Origin of the sequence: Streptomyces sp. NPDC088817 (assembly GCF_044750345.1) — a bacterium.
Taxonomy (GTDB): domain Bacteria; phylum Actinomycetota; class Actinomycetes; order Streptomycetales; family Streptomycetaceae; genus Streptomyces.
This window is the reverse complement of sequence record NZ_JBIVJN010000003.1, coordinates 151,191-166,603: the sequence shown is the minus strand read 5'-3', so window position 1 is coordinate 166,603 and position 15,413 is coordinate 151,191. Positions and strand designations below refer to the sequence as shown.

15 protein-coding genes are annotated in these 15,413 nt (G+C 72.1%); 7 read left to right on the top strand and 8 right to left on the bottom strand.

Annotation, left to right across the window (positions count from 1 at the left end):
- Window positions 1–156 precede the first annotated feature (156 nt).
- Window positions 157–981 (bottom strand): lysozyme, encoded by an 825-nt coding sequence (locus tag ACIP4X_RS06915; RefSeq protein ID WP_401347043.1) that lies wholly within the window; start codon window positions 979–981, stop codon window positions 157–159.
- Window positions 982–1,177: 196 nt separating this feature from the next.
- Here ACIP4X_RS06915 and ACIP4X_RS06910 point away from each other — a divergent pair, with 196 nt between their 5' ends.
- Window positions 1,178–1,669: a MarR family transcriptional regulator gene (locus tag ACIP4X_RS06910; protein WP_358729196.1), complete on the top strand. Its 492-nt coding sequence runs from the start codon at window positions 1,178–1,180 to the stop codon at window positions 1,667–1,669.
- Window positions 1,670–1,691: 22 nt separating this feature from the next.
- Here ACIP4X_RS06910 and ACIP4X_RS06905 read toward each other — a convergent pair whose 3' ends face one another.
- Window positions 1,692–2,480: a hypothetical protein gene (locus ACIP4X_RS06905; protein ID WP_358729198.1), complete on the bottom strand. Its 789-nt coding sequence runs from the start codon at window positions 2,478–2,480 to the stop codon at window positions 1,692–1,694.
- Between the two features lie 459 nt (window positions 2,481–2,939).
- Here ACIP4X_RS06905 and ACIP4X_RS06900 point away from each other — a divergent pair, with 459 nt between their 5' ends.
- From ACIP4X_RS06900 to ACIP4X_RS06880, 5 genes are read left to right on the top strand one after another with little or no spacing between them, the layout of a single operon-like run.
- A complete protein-coding gene (locus ACIP4X_RS06900; protein WP_391456953.1) occupies window positions 2,940–6,047 on the top strand; it encodes a nitrate- and nitrite sensing domain-containing protein in 3,108 nt (1,035 codons plus the stop codon).
- Window positions 6,044–6,586: a roadblock/LC7 domain-containing protein gene (locus ACIP4X_RS06895; protein WP_358729202.1), complete on the top strand. Its 543-nt coding sequence runs from the start codon at window positions 6,044–6,046 to the stop codon at window positions 6,584–6,586. Before ACIP4X_RS06900 ends, ACIP4X_RS06895 begins: the two co-directional genes overlap by 4 nt.
- Entirely contained in the window at window positions 6,583–6,999 is a 417-nt protein-coding gene (locus ACIP4X_RS06890) for a DUF742 domain-containing protein (protein ID WP_358729204.1), read from the top strand. The genes ACIP4X_RS06895 and ACIP4X_RS06890 overlap by 4 nt, the downstream gene beginning before the upstream one ends.
- On the top strand, window positions 6,980–7,615 hold the full coding sequence (locus tag ACIP4X_RS06885; RefSeq protein ID WP_358729206.1) for an ATP/GTP-binding protein: 636 nt from the start codon (window positions 6,980–6,982) through the stop codon (window positions 7,613–7,615). Before ACIP4X_RS06890 ends, ACIP4X_RS06885 begins: the two co-directional genes overlap by 20 nt.
- Window positions 7,616–7,673: 58 nt before the next feature.
- Window positions 7,674–8,936, top strand: a complete 1,263-nt coding sequence (locus ACIP4X_RS06880; protein WP_358729207.1) for a styrene monooxygenase/indole monooxygenase family protein — start codon at window positions 7,674–7,676, stop codon at window positions 8,934–8,936.
- Here the strand turns inward: ACIP4X_RS06880 and ACIP4X_RS06875 are convergent.
- The 4 genes from ACIP4X_RS06875 to ACIP4X_RS06860 form a co-directional block, all read right to left on the bottom strand.
- Window positions 8,933–10,051: an NlpC/P60 family protein gene (locus ACIP4X_RS06875; RefSeq protein ID WP_391456954.1), complete on the bottom strand. Its 1,119-nt coding sequence runs from the start codon at window positions 10,049–10,051 to the stop codon at window positions 8,933–8,935. The genes ACIP4X_RS06880 and ACIP4X_RS06875 overlap by 4 nt on opposite strands.
- A 104-nt stretch (window positions 10,052–10,155) precedes the next feature.
- On the bottom strand, window positions 10,156–10,476 hold the full coding sequence (locus tag ACIP4X_RS06870) for a hypothetical protein (RefSeq protein ID WP_391456955.1): 321 nt from the start codon (window positions 10,474–10,476) through the stop codon (window positions 10,156–10,158).
- Window positions 10,469–11,128, bottom strand: a complete 660-nt coding sequence (locus ACIP4X_RS06865; RefSeq protein WP_358729213.1) for a helix-turn-helix domain-containing protein — start codon at window positions 11,126–11,128, stop codon at window positions 10,469–10,471. The genes ACIP4X_RS06870 and ACIP4X_RS06865 overlap by 8 nt, the downstream gene beginning before the upstream one ends.
- A 49-nt stretch (window positions 11,129–11,177) precedes the next feature.
- Window positions 11,178–12,116, bottom strand: coding sequence for a diiron oxygenase (locus tag ACIP4X_RS06860; protein WP_391456959.1), 939 nt, complete (start codon window positions 12,114–12,116; stop codon window positions 11,178–11,180).
- 152 nt (window positions 12,117–12,268) lie between these two features.
- Between ACIP4X_RS06860 and ACIP4X_RS06855 the strand changes: the two genes are divergently transcribed.
- A complete protein-coding gene (locus ACIP4X_RS06855; protein WP_391456961.1) occupies window positions 12,269–13,381 on the top strand; it encodes a diiron oxygenase in 1,113 nt (370 codons plus the stop codon).
- On the opposite strand, the gene ACIP4X_RS06850 is transcribed toward ACIP4X_RS06855, so the two are convergent.
- Together ACIP4X_RS06850 and ACIP4X_RS06845 are read right to left on the bottom strand one after the other, a co-directional pair.
- Window positions 13,363–13,881: a DUF3291 domain-containing protein gene (locus ACIP4X_RS06850; protein ID WP_358729219.1), complete on the bottom strand. Its 519-nt coding sequence runs from the start codon at window positions 13,879–13,881 to the stop codon at window positions 13,363–13,365. The two genes, ACIP4X_RS06855 and ACIP4X_RS06850, sit on opposite strands and share 19 nt — an antisense overlap.
- A gap of 44 nt (window positions 13,882–13,925) precedes the next feature.
- Window positions 13,926–15,395 carry a penicillin-binding transpeptidase domain-containing protein gene (locus ACIP4X_RS06845; protein ID WP_391456964.1) on the bottom strand — a complete coding sequence of 490 codons (1,470 nt, stop codon included), beginning with the start codon at window positions 15,393–15,395 and terminating at the stop codon, window positions 13,926–13,928.
- Between the last annotated feature and the right edge of the window lie 18 nt (window positions 15,396–15,413).

Sequence of the window (15,413 nt, the reverse complement as noted above, 5' to 3'; positions counted from 1 at the left end):
ACGCCCGGCCGAACCACCGCGCCACAAGCCGCGGTGGTTCGGCCGGGTGTTTCCCGGGGTGCGCTCGGTGTGGGCCGCCGCGCTTGTGCCGGGCGGGCCCCGGGGCCCCGGTCGGGGGCGACCCCCTGCCCTCGGCCGGGGAGTTCGAAAGGGGCGTCAGCCGTTGGCCAGTGCCTGGACCCGGTCCAGGGCGCCGTTGAACTTGTCGTGGTCGCCGACCGTCGGGCCGGACGAGGTGTACTGCCACATGGTGTAGAAGCCCCAACCGGCCGGGAGCGTGCCCGGGTCCGAGGCGTAACGGGCTATCCACAGCGGGTTGTTGGCGGCGAAACCGCCGTAGTTGCCGGTGCAGTCGGTCCACCAGCTCGTGGCCGTGTAGATCACGGCGTCCCGGCCCGTGCGGGCCTTGTACGTGTTGAGGAAGTCGGCGATCCAGCCGACCATCGCGCTCGCCGTCTTGCCGTAGCAGGCGGCGCCGTAGGGGTTCCACTCGATGTCGAGGGTGCCCGGCAGGGTCCTGCCGTCGCGGGACCAGCCGCCGCCGTGGTCGACGAAGTAGTTGGCCTGGGCGGCGCCGCTCGTGGTGTCCGGGGTGGCGAAGTGGTAGGCGCCGCGGATCATGCCCACGTTGTACGAGCCGTTGTACTGCTGGGCGAAGGAGGGGTTCGTGTAGTACGTCCCCTCGGTGGCCTTCGTGTACGCCCACTTGACGCCGCTGCTCCAGAGCGTGGACCAGGCGACACTGCCCTGGTAACCGGAGACGTCGACACCCTCGGTCTGGGCGGCGGCGGTGTTCCCGCCGGCCGGTGTGCCGCCCCGGCCGTCGTGCGGCACGACGCCCATGCCCATGTGGGCGGAGCCGCGGGCGGGCACGGTGACGGCGGCGGACGGGAGGGTGAGGAGCAGGGAGAACGCGGCGAGCAGGGCTCCCGCGGCGGTGAGCCGCCGCACGCGGGCCGTTCCGGATCTGTGCACGGGCATGACGTGCCTCCGAAGCTCGGTGGTGCTCGGTGGGGGGATGCGGGGCATGTCGGAAGCTACGCACGTAGACCGGAGCCTGGGAAGGGGTCCCGGGGTCTGCCGATGGTCTATGCCTGCGAAATACTGGCGGAGCTGCGGTGATGGCGCCGACTGGCGGAAACTTTCAGGAACGGGAAACCTTCAGGCAGGGGCTGACGTGCACGAAGACGCAAACAGCGGCGGACGTGGGACCGTGTCCGGCGCGTCCCCGAGCGGTGCGGACCGGGAGTTCCTGTCGCTGGAACGCGAACTGACGGTGCTGCTGCGGCGCGCACGCGCCAACCAGGGCGAGATGGCCCGCGAGGTCCACCCCCACCTGGAGCCCGCCGCCTACGGACTGCTGGTCCGCCTGGAGGAGTGCGGCCGCCAGCGCGCCACGGAGCTCGCCGGGTACATCGGCGTCGGCAAGGCGACCATGTCACGCCAGCTGCACGCCCTGGAGCAACTCGGCCTCGTCGCCCGGGAGCCGGACCCCGCCGACGGACGGGCCTGGCTGGTGGCCCTCACCGACGACGGCCGCCGCCGGGTCGGCCAGGTGCGCGAGGCGCGCCGTGCCCGCTACGTCAGCCAGCTCGCCCACTGGGACCGCCGCGAGGTGGCCGAACTGGCCCGCCTGCTGCACGAGTTGAACCAGGTCACGGAGAAGTAGCCGGCCCCGGACGCACGGCAGCTCATGGCTCGACGAACACCACCGTCGCGTCGTCGTGCGTCTTGCTGCGCCGCAGATACGTCCGCTCCTCCTTGTCGGCCGTCTCCAGGGCCCGCACCCGGTCCACCAGCGAGCCCGCCCCCTCCTCGCGCACCAGCCCGAGACACCGCGCCCAGTCGCCCGCCCGGAACTTCTCCACCCACCGCGCCGACCCGTCCGTCAGCGCGGCCAGCGCGCGGACCCCTGCACGCGGCACGCTGCCCGTGACGGCGCGGGCGGCCACCGAGGGATCCGCCGCCGCGGTGAAGAAGCCGCCCTCCTTGTTGCGCACGACGGCGTCGATGAGCGCGTCCGTGGCGAGCGACGCCCGGGGCAGACGGGCCAGCCGGTCGTCCAGGACCGGGGTGACCGAGCCGTCGGGGGACTCCAGCAGCAGCACCGAGTCGGAGAGCACCAGGTAGTCGACCGCCTCCGCCGACCAGCGGGCCAGAACGACGGTTGCCTGAGGCGTACGCGGGTGAGAAAGGTCACAGGTCGCAGCGTGCGCCTCGGCGGTACGGACGATCGCCCGCGAAAGAATCTCCGGCAGTGTCAGATCTCGGCAGGAAACCGTCAGTTCGGTCAGTGCGCCGCCCAGCCGGGCGGTGAACCAGGAGACCGAATGCGAACACCCCGTCCCGGTCCGCGGCGGTGTCACCCCGTCCAGGACGACGAGGCAACCACCCTGTCCAGACGCGGGTAGTCCGACACTCGCGAAGTCCTCGTTGCGGCAGTCGGGACGGCCGGGCTCCGAAACAACCTCAGTGCGCATCCGGCCAGTCTGCACGAGCCCTTCACAAGCCTTGCGAAAGGGTGGCAACCATCCGGGAATCGACGGGGCGACGCAGGTCAGCCGCCTGGTTTGGGTGCAATTGGATCACTCTGGGAAGGCGTGGCGGCGAATATTGCCAAAGCCCGCCGCAGACGTCCAACCGGCCCGCCTCACCGTGCTCGGGCACGCGCCGGAGGAACTTGCCCGCCAACTCCCCTCCGGGGTTCACTCCTTCGGGTGGCCGGTCGGACGATGCAGGACCACTGCCCACCGGCACTGGGAGGGTCGGGAACCGATGCAGGTCCCCCCTGCTCGAGCGGAGTCGAGAGCGTGGGGAGGGTGTACGCACCTGTCCGCGCCAGCTGACGGGGCACCACCCGGGCCCATGAGTACACGAGTACAGGAATGCGAGCACCGGTGCAGAAGAAGCGGCCTCGGCGCGCAGGCAAGCAGACGGCCATGGCAGGAGACCCGGCGCAGACGCCCGGCACGCCGCCCGTCACCCCCGTCGGCAAGGGCCGTCCCACGCACGTACGCAACCGGCTGATCGCCGCCGTCGCCGTCGTGGCGGCCGCGGTGGCCGGTGCGGGGGCGCCCTCCTTGATAGCCGCCTCCGGGCAGGTGAACGACACCCAGAACCTGGTGACCCTCGCCGGGCAGACCCAGGACGCGCTCGGCCTCGCCCACTCACTGGCCGACGAGCGCGACGAGGTCACCTCCTACGTCGCGGCCGGCCGCCCCGGCGCCAAGGCGCCCTCCGAGCAGAGCAGCGCCCGCGTGGACCGCCAGGTCGACGAGCTGCGCGCCGACCCCGACACGCCCGCCTGGCTGCGCGAGGACCTCGACGGCATCGCCGCCGTGCGCCGCTCCGCGCTCACCGGGCAGAGCACCGCCCTCGAGGTCCACCAGGCCTACTCCGCCGCCATCACCGAGCTGCACAAGCTCGCCGAGCAGCTCGCCGAGCGGATGCCCCCGAGGGCCGGCGCCGGCGCCCACGCGCTCGCCCAGCTCGACATCGCCGTCCAGCAGGCCGCCGCCACCCGCGGACTGCTGCTCGCGGCACTGAACGTGCCGCACACCACGCAGACCGTCTACAACCCCGTCACCGGCCTGTACAACGAGACCGCCACCTCCTCGGAGGCCGACACCAAGCAGCGCGACGCCCTGAGCACCGCCGCCCAGCAGGCCCGGCTGCGCTCGGACGCCGCCCTCGCCGGCTTCCGCGACACCGCGCCCAAGGAGGCCCTCGCGGCGTACGACTCCACGGTGAGCGGAGCCGAGGTCGACACCGCGGACAAGTACCTCGCCTCGCTGACCGGGCAGCCGACGCTCTCCGGCGGCGACCTGGCCACCAGCGTCAAGAAGGCCGACGCCGCGCTCAGCGCTCGCGTCGACCTGATGCGCGGCGCCGAGTCCTCCCTGTACGACCACCGCACCAAGGACCTGGCGCAGCTCCGCGACGACGACGTCACCGCGCTGGAGATCCGCGTCGCGCTGCTCGGCGCCCTGCTGCTGGTCACCATCGGCATCGCCACCGGGCTCGCCCGGACCCTGACCCGGCCGCTCGCGGTGCTGCGCCTGGGCTCGGCGCGGCTGGCCGGCGCGCAGGACCCGGCCACCGAGGAAGCCGTCAAGTTCACCGGCCGCAACGACGAGTTCGCGCAGGTCGTCCGCTCGGTCAACACCCTGCACGCGCAGGCCGTCACGCTCGCCGAGCGGATCGCCACGCTGGAGACCGACCGCAAGCACCTGGTCGGCCAGCGCCAGAAGATGGCCGACGCCCGCGAGGAGCTGCGCGCCGAACTCGCCGACTCCGCCGCTCAGCTGGAGCGGATGCGCAGCGGCATAGGCGGCAGCTTCGTCAATCTCGCGCTGCGCACGCTGGGTCTGGTGGAGCGGCAACTCACCGTCATCGAGGGCCTGGAGGACCGGGAGCAGGATCCCGACCGGCTGTCCACCCTCTTCAAGCTCGACCACTTCGCCACGGTCATGCGCCGGCACAGCGAGAACCTGCTGGTGCTGGCCGGCTCCGAGCACGTCCAGCAGCACGCCGGGCCGGTCCCGCTGGTCGACGTCGTACGCGCCGCGGTCAGCGAGATCGAGCGCTACGAGCGCGTACGCATCGCCGCGCTGCCGCCGCACGCGCACGTGGCGGGCTTCGCGGCGGACGACCTGTCCCATCTGCTGGCCGAACTCCTGGAGAACGCCACCTCGTTCTCCCCGCCCGACCAGCCCGTCGAGGTCTCCGGCTGGCTCATGGAGAACGGCGAGGTCATGCTCTCCGTCCAGGACGAGGGCATCGGCGTGCCGGAGGAGCGGCTGGCCCGCCTCAACGTCCGCCTCACGGAGTTCGACCCGAAGTCCGCCTACGACGAGGAGGGCGACCAGGGTCTGGGCCTCGGCCTGTACGTCGTGGCCCGCCTCGCCCACCGGCACGGTGTGCGCGTGCAGTTGCGCGAGCAGAAGCAGGGCGGCATCGCGGCCGTCGTGGTCGTCCCCAAGTCCGTGCTGGCGGCCGCCCCCGCCTCCGCCGTCGCGGACTCCGCCGCGGCCCCCGGAGAGACCCCCGCGGTCTCCCTGCCGGGCGCCGCCGCCGAGGCCAACTCCAACGTCCTGCCCACCCGCGCCGAGGGCGCCGACCCGCTGGTCGCCCTGGCCGAGAAGGCGGTACGCGAGTCCGGGACGACGAACAAGTCCCACCGCACCAGGACCACCTCACCCGAGAAGCCCCCGGCTTCCGAAGACCCCGCCGCCGGCGAACCGGCGACCGGAGCTCCGGCCGCCGGGGGACCGGGCGCAGGAGGACGCGCCACCAAAGGACGCGCCACCGCAGGACCGGCTCCCGAGAGCCCGGCCGCCGGAGGGTCGGCTGCCGAGGGAACGGCGACCGACGGCCTGACCTCCAGAGGGTCCGCCGCCGGGAACCCGGCCACCGGAGGCCCGGCCGCCGAGGGAGCGGCGACCGGAGGCATGACCTCCGGCGGGTCCGCTGCCGAGGGCCCGGCGGCCGGAGACCCGGGCGCCGAGGGTTCCGTGGATGAGGGCTCGGTTCCGTTCGCCGAGACGACGATGGAGCTTCTGCTTCCGTCGCCCGCAGGTGAGTCGGAGCCGGCCCGTCCGCACCCCGCGCCCGCCGACAACGAGCGCACCCCGCAGGCAGCGTCCGCACCCGGCCGGGAAACCCCCGCGGCCGGGAGCGGACCGGACGAGGGCGGGACCGGGCCCGGGACCCCGGCCCCGTTCGCGCGGGAAACCGGCGCCGAGGACGCCCGCACCACACTGCCCCCGCAGCAGAACACCCCCGCCGACGGCGACGCCGAGGCGGAACACCACCGGACCCCCGACGCGTCGGAGGACGAGGTCACCGCCAAGGGTCTGCCCAAGCGCACCCCGAGGATCTCCGCCCCCGCCCCGGCCCCGCGCCAGCGCAGCGCTTCGGTGGACGCCGAGGCCCTCCGCCGCCGCCTGGGCGGCTTCCACCGGGGAGCGCAGGAGGGCTACCGCGAGGCGGAGGCGGAGATCGCCGATCAGAACACGGGGGGCACAGTCGAGGAGGCAAGCAGTTGACCACGCCCAGTACCTTTGGTCTGAGCAGTGAGGCCCGCAACCTGCACTGGCTGCTGACGAACCTCGTCGAGGAGGTCCCCGGCATCGAGTCGGTGGCCGTCGTCTCCTCCGACGGCCTCCTGCTCCTCTCCTCGGACCCCGGCCTCCCCCACGCTCGAACGAGCTCGCGCGGGGAGACCCCCATCGACAAGGCCCGCCGGGCCGGTGGCAAGCGCACGGGTCCGCGCGGTTCCACCGCCGACCTCGCCACCATCGTCTCCGGTATCGGCAGCCTCACGCTCGGCGCCGCCAAGCTGATGGACTCCGGCGTGGTCAAGCACACGATGGTCGCGATGGACGAGGGCAGCCTGTTCGTCATGTCGATCAGCGACGGTTCGCTGCTCGGTGTGCACGGCTCCGCGGACTGCGACATGAGCGTCGTCGCGTACCACATGGCGCTCTTCGTCGGCCGCGCCGGACACGTCCTGACGCCGGAACTCCGCAGCGAGCTGCGCAAGTCCCTGGAAACCGACGGGAGCACCGAAGGGACGGCCCGATGAGCGGCAGTACGTCCAAACGGCAGCTCCCCGTCCGCGGCGGTGACCGCAAGGCCTCCCGCGTCCGCCCCTACTCGCTCACCGGCGGCCGTACGCGCTTCGGCCACGTCCTCCAGGTGGAGACGTTCGTGGCCGCGCTCGAGGCCCCGGAGGAGCGCAAGGAGCTGACCAACGGCTCGCTCGCCCACCCGGGCCTGCCCGAGGTCCGGGCCATCGTCGAACTCTGCCGCCGGATGCGTACGGTGGCGGAGATCGCCGCGCTGCTGAAGATGCCGCTCGGCGTGGTCCGCGTGCTGCTGAGCGATCTCGCGGACCAGGGAAAGATCCGTGTGTACGGAACCGGAACCGGTCATGGCACGGGCCGGCCGGACCGCGCGCTGCTGGAAAGGGTGCTGAGTGGACTCCGCCGTCTCTGACGCCGCCGTGGGCGTCCCCCCGCTCGTCGACGACGAGGCCCCGCAGGCCTGGCAGACGGACCGTACCCGCGCCCCGGTCGCCACGAAGATCGTGGTGGCCGGCGGCTTCGGCGTCGGCAAGACCACGCTGGTCACCGCCGTCTCGGAGATCACGCCCCTGCAGACCGAGGCGCTGATGACCGAGGCGAGCGAGGGGACCGACGACCTCACCGAGACGCCGGACAAGACGACCACCACGGTCGCCATGGACTACGGCCGGATCACGCTCGACGACGACCTCGTGCTGTACGTGTTCGGCACGCCGGGCCAGCAGCGGTTCTGGTTCATGTGGGACGACCTGGTGCGCGGCGCGATCGGCGCCGTGGTCCTGGCCGACACCCGCCGTCTGAAGGACTGCTTCCCGGCGCTGGACTACTTCGAGAGCTGCGGGCTGCCGTACATCGTCGCCGTCAACCACTTCGACGGCAGCGAGCAGTTCGACCCGGAGGACGTGCGGGAGGCCCTGACGATACCCGCACACATACCTGTCATGATCATGGACGCTCGGCGGCGGATCTCGGCCATCGAGACCCTGCTGGCCCTCGTGGCCCACGCACTCGAGGAGACCCCCGAGTAGTACCCGCTCCCCGAGCAGTCCAGCGAGCAGTCCCGAAGCCACAGGAGGCAACAGCCGTATGCGGAAGATACTCGTCGTGGGGGCCGGGCAGTCCGGTCTCCAGCTGGCCCTCGGACTCCAGTCGCACGGGTACGAGGTCACCCTGATGTCCAACCGGACCGCGGACGAGATCCGCACCGGCAGGGTCATGTCGACGCAGTGCATGTTCCATACGGCCCTCCAGCACGAGCGGGACCTGAAGCTGGACTTCTGGGAGTCCCAGGCCCCGAACATCGAGGGCCTCGGCGTCTCCGTCGCCGCCCCCGGCTCCTTCGACCCCGGCCCCTCGCAGCGGGCGATCGACTGGGTGGGCCGGCTCGACGGGTACGCGCAGTCCGTCGACCAGCGGGTGAAGATGGCCGGCTGGATGGAGACGTTCGCCCAGCGCGGCGGCCGGCTCGTCATCCACGGCGCCGCGGTCGGCGACCTGGACTACTTCTCCCGCACGTACGACCTCGTCCTCGTCTCCGCGGGCAAGGGCGAGCTGGTGAAGATGTTCGAGCGGGACGCCTCCCGCTCCCCGTACAGCGAGCCGCAGCGCGCGCTGGCGGTGGCGTACGTGCACGGCCTGGCCCCGCGTCCGGAGCACCCGGAGTTCGACGCGGTCCGCTGCAACCTGGTGCCGGGCGTCGGCGAGATGTTCATCATGCCGACGCACACCCTCTCCGGCCGCGCCGACATCCTGTTCTGGGAGGGCATACCCGGCGGCCCGCTCGACGCCTTCCGCGGGATCAAGGACCCGGCCGAGCACCTGGCCCTGACGCTGGACCTGATGAGGACGTTCCTGCCCTGGGAGTACGCCCGGACCGCCGGCGTCGAGCTCACGGACGCCGGCGGCACGCTCGCCGGCCGCTACGCGCCGACCGTGCGCAAGCCGGTCGGCCGGCTGCCCGGCGGCGGGGCGGTCCTCGGTGTCGCCGACGTCGTCGTCGCCAACGACCCGATCACCGGCCAGGGCTCCAACTCGGCCTCCAAATGCGCCGCCGCGTACCTGGACGCCATCCTGGAGCACGGCGACAAGCCGTTCGACGAGACGTGGATGCGGCAGACGTTCGACCGCTACTGGGCCACCGCCCAGCACGTGACCAAGTGGACCAACGCCATGCTGGCCCCGCCGCCGGAGCACGTCCTGAACCTCCTCGGTGCGGCCGGTCAGCTCCAGCCGGTCGCCGACCGCTTCGTGAACTGCTTCGACGACCCGGCCGACCTGGAGAACTTCTTCTTCGACCCGGACAAGGCCCAGGCCTACCTCGCCGAAGTATCCGAGGCGTCCGTCGTCTAGAGACGGACGTGATGCCTGGCCAGGGCGCCCCGGGGGAGTTCCGGCGGTGTGTACCGCCGCAGGGGCTCCCCGCCCGGGTCGGGCCGTACGGCGCCCAGTACCGGGTTGGCCGCGACCGGTGAGACCTTCACCCGCGAGCCGGGCCGCGGGGCCTGCACCACCATCCCGTCGCCGAGGTAGAGGGCGACATGCGTGGCCTCGGGGAAGTAGACGACCAGGTCGCCGGGCCTCAGCTCGCGCAGCGGGATGTGTTTCAGCCGCGCCCACTGCTCCTGACTGGTGCGCGGGATGGGCGTCCCGGCATGCTCCCAGGCCTGCGAGGTCAGCCCCGAGCAGTCGTACGCCCGCGGGCCCGTGGCGCCCCACCGGTACGGCTTGCCGAGCTGGCGCACGGCGTAGCGTACGGCCTCGTCGCCCTCCCGTGACGGCCTGCGGAGGCCGCTGAGCACCCCGGAGGCCAGGAGCGAGCGCTGCGCCGCGGTGACCCCGTTCGTCTCGGTGCGGGCGAGCGCCGTCACCTGTTCGGCGCTGAGCGAGGCCAGCAGCTTCTCCACGTCGTGCAGCCGTGCCTGGACGTCGTCCCGGGCCTGCTGCTGCCGCCGGGCGAGCGCGGTGCGGGTGTCGAGTGTCCTGCGGGCCTTGGCGGCGAGGTCGGCGGCCCGCTTCTCGTTGGTGGTGAGCCGCCTGACCGTCTCGGCCCGCTCCCGCGCCAGCTGCCCGAGCAGATGCCCCTCCGCCAGTGCCTGCTGCGGGTCGGGTGCCAGCAGCAGCCGCAGGTACGGGGAGAGCGCGGTGCTGCTGCCCTGGTACTGCTGAAGGGCCAGCCGTGCCGCCTGCGTACGGCTGTCGCGCAGGGCCCGCCGGGCGGCGCCGAGGTCGGCGTCGAGGCGTTCGGCCTCGGTGCGCTGCCGTTTCAGGCGCTCGGCGGTGGCGTTGTAGGACTCGGTGGCCTGCTCGGCCTGCCGGTAGAGCTTCTGCAGATCCGTCAGCAACTCGGAGACGGACCGCTGCGCGGGCTCCTGCGGCCCGGGCAGGGCCACGGCGGCCACCGGTACGAGGGCGGCCTGCGCGGCCACGGCCGCCGTACACACCAGACGCGGCACTCTTCCTGACACGTCATCACCTCCCGTGCTGCGGGCGGCGTTTCCGCCCCGCACGTGAGGATTCGACGTATGAACCGACTTTCTGTGCCGTTGGTGCGCCGTACGGCGCAACGACGTCACCCGCCGGTGGCGTCCGGCTTGCCGCCGCCCTGCGGCTCCGGCTTGGACCACGGCCATTTCAGCCGGCCGCCGCCCCGCCCTTCGGGATCGAACTCGTACTTCCACCCCCGGGGCAGTCCCAGGCGCTTGCTGTGCCCGCGGGGCACCCGCCGGTAGACGAGCACGGTCGGCGGGCCGCCGGCGGCGTCGGGCACCGGGATGCGGTAGGCCTTCGGCGGGTTTCCGGTGGGCCCCACCAGCACGGGCAGCACCCGCCCGTCCATCGGGCCGCCCTCGAACGGGGTGTCTTCGCTCTTCACGGCACCAGTGTCAGCCATCCGCCTGCGCCAGGGCGCGCCCCACCAGCTCGGCGGTCTGCGCGTCCCGGGCCGCGGTCACGGTCAGCACGGCCACGAACTGCTCCACCAGCCAGTCCCGCAGCTCGTCGGCGGGCGGCTGCTTCTCCTCGTCCAGCCAGATCAGGGAGGCGGCCTCCACGGCCGTGATCCACATCCGCACGGTCATGCGCAGCCGTGGGCCGGGGTCCGCGACGTCCAGATGGCTCAGGATCCGCTCGGCGGCGGCCCGGCGCACGCCGTCCACGATGGCCGTCGTCCGGGAGGTCTCCACCACGCTGCCGCCCTGGAGCAGCGCGGTGAACCCGGCGTCGTGCTGGTCGACGAAGGCCAGGTAGCGGTCCAGGGCGCGGGCGAGGCGGGGCAGCGTCGGGCCCTCCTGCGGCTCGTCGAAGCAGTGCCGCAGCTCCTCGGCGGCGGACCGCAGGGCGGCCTCGTACAGCTGCTGCTTGCCGCCCGGGAAGTACCGGTACACCAGCGGGCGCGACACCCCCGCCGCCTCCGCCACGTCGTCCAGCGACACCTCCTCGGGCGCCCGGTGCGCGAAGAGCGACAGGGCCGCGTCGAGCAACTGGGCCCGCCGCTCCTCGACACTGAGGCGACGGTACGCGGGGCTGGACGCGGCAGGGCTCATGACCAGCAGCGTAATCGCCCGTCCCGGCCCCCACCCGGGCCCGCGCTTTTCAGGGCAGGAGGCCCGAGGCCCGCCAGAGGCGGCGGCCCGCTCCGCGCAGGACGCCGATGTCGTCGAGGAAATCCGTCAGCCGCTTCGCGCCCGTCCGCATGACCTCCCGCCGGTGGCCGCTCGCCTTCACCTGGGCCATCGCCTCCCGCTTGTCGAGGCCCACGTTCGTGTACACTTGCGGGTTGACGAAGGCGACCGAGAAGACCCGGGCGAACTCGCCCGAGGTGATCCGCGTGAACTCCTGCGACCACCTCGGCGCGGTCACCATCTGCCGACGCAACTCCTCGCGGGCGTACCGGACATGGCGGGCCTCCTCCACCACGTGGATGCGCGTGACGCCCCGCACCAGCGGCTGCACCCGCTCGTCCGGGAACGTCAGCCGCTGCATCCAGTCCAGGACCTCCTCGCCCAGCAGGGTCGCGGTGAAGGACCCGGGGGTCGTGGAGATGGTCTTGAACAGCCGGCCGAGGTTCTGGTGTGCCCGGCTCACCGGGTACCAGGGCGTGTCGCCGCGCGCTATCAGGCGGGCGAACATCTTCGAGTGCCGGCACTCGTCCTCGATCTCGGTCAGCGCGTACCGCACGTGCGCGCTCGTGGCCGCCTTGTCGTAGACGTGCCGTACGAGGAGCTGCATGAGGATCAGCTCGAACCAGATGCCGAGGGAGGCGAGCGCAGCGGCCTCGTGCCGGGAGAGCAGGATCCGCTGCTCCTCGCCCATCCGCTTCCACAGCGGCGTGCCGTACAGCGACACCAGTTCCGGTGGCCAGAACCACTTGGCCTCCTCGAAGGGCGCGTCCCAGTCCAGTTCCCTGTCGGGGTCGAAGGAGTGCCTGGCGGAAGAGGCGAGCAGCCGCTCGGCCACCTGCTCCCGGTCCTTGAGCAGGCCGAGCGCGTCGCGCAGGCCCGCGAGCGCGCCGTCGTCCGTCACGGTCGTCATGGCTGTCCCACCTCGTCGTACGGGATGTGGCCGGATGGGCTGGTTACCCGGCAGTCAGGTTCTCCGACTCTTATGAGACTGCCTGTCAGCAAGCCCGTCAATCCCTCGCACACGACTTGTTGACTCGGCGTCTACATGTGAACCTGCGGAGTATGCCGACCTACGACCTGTACGCCAGGAACCCGGGGGACTCGCACTGGCAGGTCCCCGCGACCGGCGCGGCTCGTTTCAGCTGGGAGTACGACAACGGCCGCGACCGCCTCCTCGCCCTCTACCAGAAGGGCAAGGACAAGCAGTGGGACGGGCAGAAGCGGATCGACTGGGACCTGGAGGTGGACCCGTACGACCCGCTCGGCACCCCCGAGGAGGCGATGACCCTCTACGGCACCCCGCACTGGGCGAAGATGACCGACCGGGACAAGGGCGAACTGCGCCGCCACTTCGCGGCCTGGCAGTTCAGCCAGTTCCTGCACGGCGAGCAGGGCGCGATGATCTGCGCCGCGCGGATCGTGGAGTCCGCGCCCGACCTGGACGCCAAGTTCTACTCCGCGACGCAGACCATGGACGAGGCCCGGCACGCCGAGATCTACGGCCGTTTCCTGCACGAGAAGATCGGGATGCTCTACCCGATCAACGACAACCTCCGGTCCCTCCTCGGCGACACCCTCCGCGACAGCCGCTGGGACATGCCCTACCTGGGCATGCAGGTGCTGATCGAGGGCCTCGCCCTGGCGGCCTTCGGCATGATCCGCGACACCACGAACAAGCCCCTGCCCCAGCAGATCCTCGCCTACGTCATGCAGGACGAGGCCCGGCACGTGGCCTTCGGCCGCATGGCCCTGCGCGATTACTACCGGCAGCTCACCGACGCCGAACTGCGTGAACGCGAGGAATTCGTCATCGAGGGCTGCTACCTGATGCGCGACCGCCTGCGCGGCGTGGAGGTCCTGGAGAACTTCGGCATCCCCGGGGCGGAGGCCGACGAACTCAGCGAACGCTCCGAATTCCTCCGGCTCTTCCGCCAGTTGCTCTTCAGCCGCATCGTCCCCTGCGTCAAGGACATCGGCCTGTGGGGCAAGCGACTCCAGCAGGCCTACGTCGACATGGGCGTCTTCGAGATGGGCGACTCCAGCCTGGACCGGCTCATGGCCCAGGACGAGGAGATCGCCGAGAAGCTGGACGCGGAACGCTTCGCGGCCGAGGAGCGGGAGCGGGTCGCGGAGGTGGAGGAGGCGATCGAGGAGGGTCAGCGCCTCACCGGCTGATCGTCCGGCTCCTCGGGCGCCCCGCCGGTCACCGGCACGGCACGCCGGGGCGGGAACGTCGCGCGCAGGGTGAACGCGTACTCGGTCGGACCGTGTTCACGGAGGTGGAGGAGCCGTTCCTCCGCCTCCGCCACGGTGGGACGGTGACCCGCCGGAACCCACCACAGCGTGGTGACCGCCTCCGTCGGCGGCTCGAAGAACTCCCGGCGGCGGGCGAGCATCTCCCGGTGCCGGCCCCGGTACATGTACGCCGTCAGCGCCTTCGCGTCCCGCCACACCGACATGTTGACGATCAGCCACGCGTCACCGAAGACCGCCACGTCCGTCGCGTTGCCGGAGTCGCTCTTCAGTCGCCAGACGAAACCGTCCGCGGCGTCCGCGTCGGCGTTCACCGGGTCGAGCGCGTCCACGAAGTCCTTCAACCTCGGTGAGTCCAAAGGGGCGTTGAGGCGGGCGATGTTCACCTGGGCGAGTTCGTACACCGATGCCGGAATCGTCATGCCCGAACCGTAGGGCCGCCCCGGCCGGTCCCGGCACCCCCGTCTCACCCAGCGGGCGGCGTGTGCAACACCTTCTCCATCACCGCCTTGGCGATCGGCGCCGCCGTACCGCCGCCGCTGATGTCGCCCCGCCGCGCGGACGCGTCCTCCACCACGACGGCGACCGCGACCCTGGGCGCCATGTCGTCGTCGTTCTGCGCCCAGGAGACGAACCAGGCGTACGGAGTACCGGCGTTGCCCAGGCCGTGCTGGGCGGTGCCCGTCTTGCCGCCCACCACGGCCCCGGGGATCGCCGCGTTCCCGCCGGTTCCCTCAGTGACCACGTCGGCCATCAGCTCCCGGAGCCGGGCCGCGGTCGTCGGGCGCATCACCTGCCGAGCGGGCCGCGAGCCGGCCGCGGACACCGTGCCGCCGTTGCTGCGCGTGGTCCGCTCCACGAGGTAAGGCGTCCGCACCCGCCCGCCGTTCGCGACCGCCGCCGCCACCATCGCCATCTGCAGCGGAGTGGCCCGCGTGTTGTACTGCCCGATCGACGACAGGGCGAGCTGCGCCCGGTCCACCCGGGTGTCGAAGGTGCTCGGCGACACCGAGAAGGGAATCCTCACCTCCTTGTCGTTGAAGCCGAACCCCTCCGCCGCGGCCCGCATGCCCCGCACCCCGACGTCCACGCCCAGCTTCGCGAACACCGTGTTGCACGACCACTCGAACGCGTGCCGCAGGGAGGCGTCGCGGCAGTCGTCGGCCTCGTTGTAGAGCCAGGTCGTCGTGCCCGGCAGCTGGTACGGGTCGGGGGAGCCGGTCGGCTCGTCCAGGTCCCGCACCACGCCCGCGTCCAGCGCGGCCGCCGCGGTGACCACCTTGAACGTCGAACCCGGCGGATACGTCTGCCGCACCGCCCGGTTCAGCATCGGCTGCTCCGGGTCCTCGTTCAGCCGCGCCCACACCGCCGACACCGCCGGCCTGTTCCCGGACAGCAGCGAGGGGTCGTACGAGGGTGTGGACACCAGCGCCAGGATCCGTCCCGACGTCGGCTCGATCGCCGCGACCGCCCCCTTGCGGCCGCCCAGCCCCTCGAACGCGGCCCGCTGGGCGGCCGGATCGATCGTCGTCACCACATTGCCGCCCGGACTCCGTCCGCCCGCGAAGCCCCGCCACGGTCCGAACCCCGCCAGCATCGGATCCGAACCCGACAGCACCCCGTCCTCGGAGTGCTCCAGGAAGGTCGTCCCGTAGAGCTGCGAGGCGAAGCCGGTCACCGGCGCGTACAACGGCCCGTCCGTGTAGGTCCGTTCGAAGCGCAGTTGCTCCCGGGTGTCCCGGGAGCCGGTGACCGGCCGCCCGCCGACCAGGATCTCGCCGCGCGGCTGCTGGTAACGGGCGATGGTGGGGCGGCGGTTGGCCGGATTGCCGCCGTAGGCCGGGTTCCGGAGCACCTGCAGCCAGGCGACGTTCAGCAGGAGCGCCACCAGCAGGACCAGGCAGAAGGCCGCGGCGTGCCGGATGCACCGGGTCAACGGACTTTCTCCTCAACG

Bases quoted from the DNA above. Each gene is read 5' to 3' on its own strand.
- ACIP4X_RS06915 (WP_401347043.1), bottom strand. From the start codon at position 981: ATGCCCGTGCACAGATCCGGAACGGCCCGCGTGCGGCGGCTCACCGCC.
- ACIP4X_RS06905 (WP_358729198.1), bottom strand. From the start codon at position 2,480: ATGCGCACTGAGGTTGTTTCGGAGCCCGGCCGTCCCGACTGCCGCAAC.
- ACIP4X_RS06900 (WP_391456953.1), top strand. From the start codon at position 2,940: ATGGCAGGAGACCCGGCGCAGACGCCCGGCACGCCGCCCGTCACCCCC.
- ACIP4X_RS06890 (WP_358729204.1), top strand. From the start codon at position 6,583: ATGAGCGGCAGTACGTCCAAACGGCAGCTCCCCGTCCGCGGCGGTGAC.
- ACIP4X_RS06880 (WP_358729207.1), top strand. From the start codon at position 7,674: ATGCGGAAGATACTCGTCGTGGGGGCCGGGCAGTCCGGTCTCCAGCTG.
- ACIP4X_RS06870 (WP_391456955.1), bottom strand. From the start codon at position 10,476: ATGGCTGACACTGGTGCCGTGAAGAGCGAAGACACCCCGTTCGAGGGC.
- ACIP4X_RS06865 (WP_358729213.1), bottom strand. From the start codon at position 11,128: ATGAGCCCTGCCGCGTCCAGCCCCGCGTACCGTCGCCTCAGTGTCGAG.
- ACIP4X_RS06860 (WP_391456959.1), bottom strand. From the start codon at position 12,116: ATGACGACCGTGACGGACGACGGCGCGCTCGCGGGCCTGCGCGACGCG.
- ACIP4X_RS06855 (WP_391456961.1), top strand. From the start codon at position 12,269: ATGCCGACCTACGACCTGTACGCCAGGAACCCGGGGGACTCGCACTGG.
- ACIP4X_RS06850 (WP_358729219.1), bottom strand. From the start codon at position 13,881: ATGACGATTCCGGCATCGGTGTACGAACTCGCCCAGGTGAACATCGCC.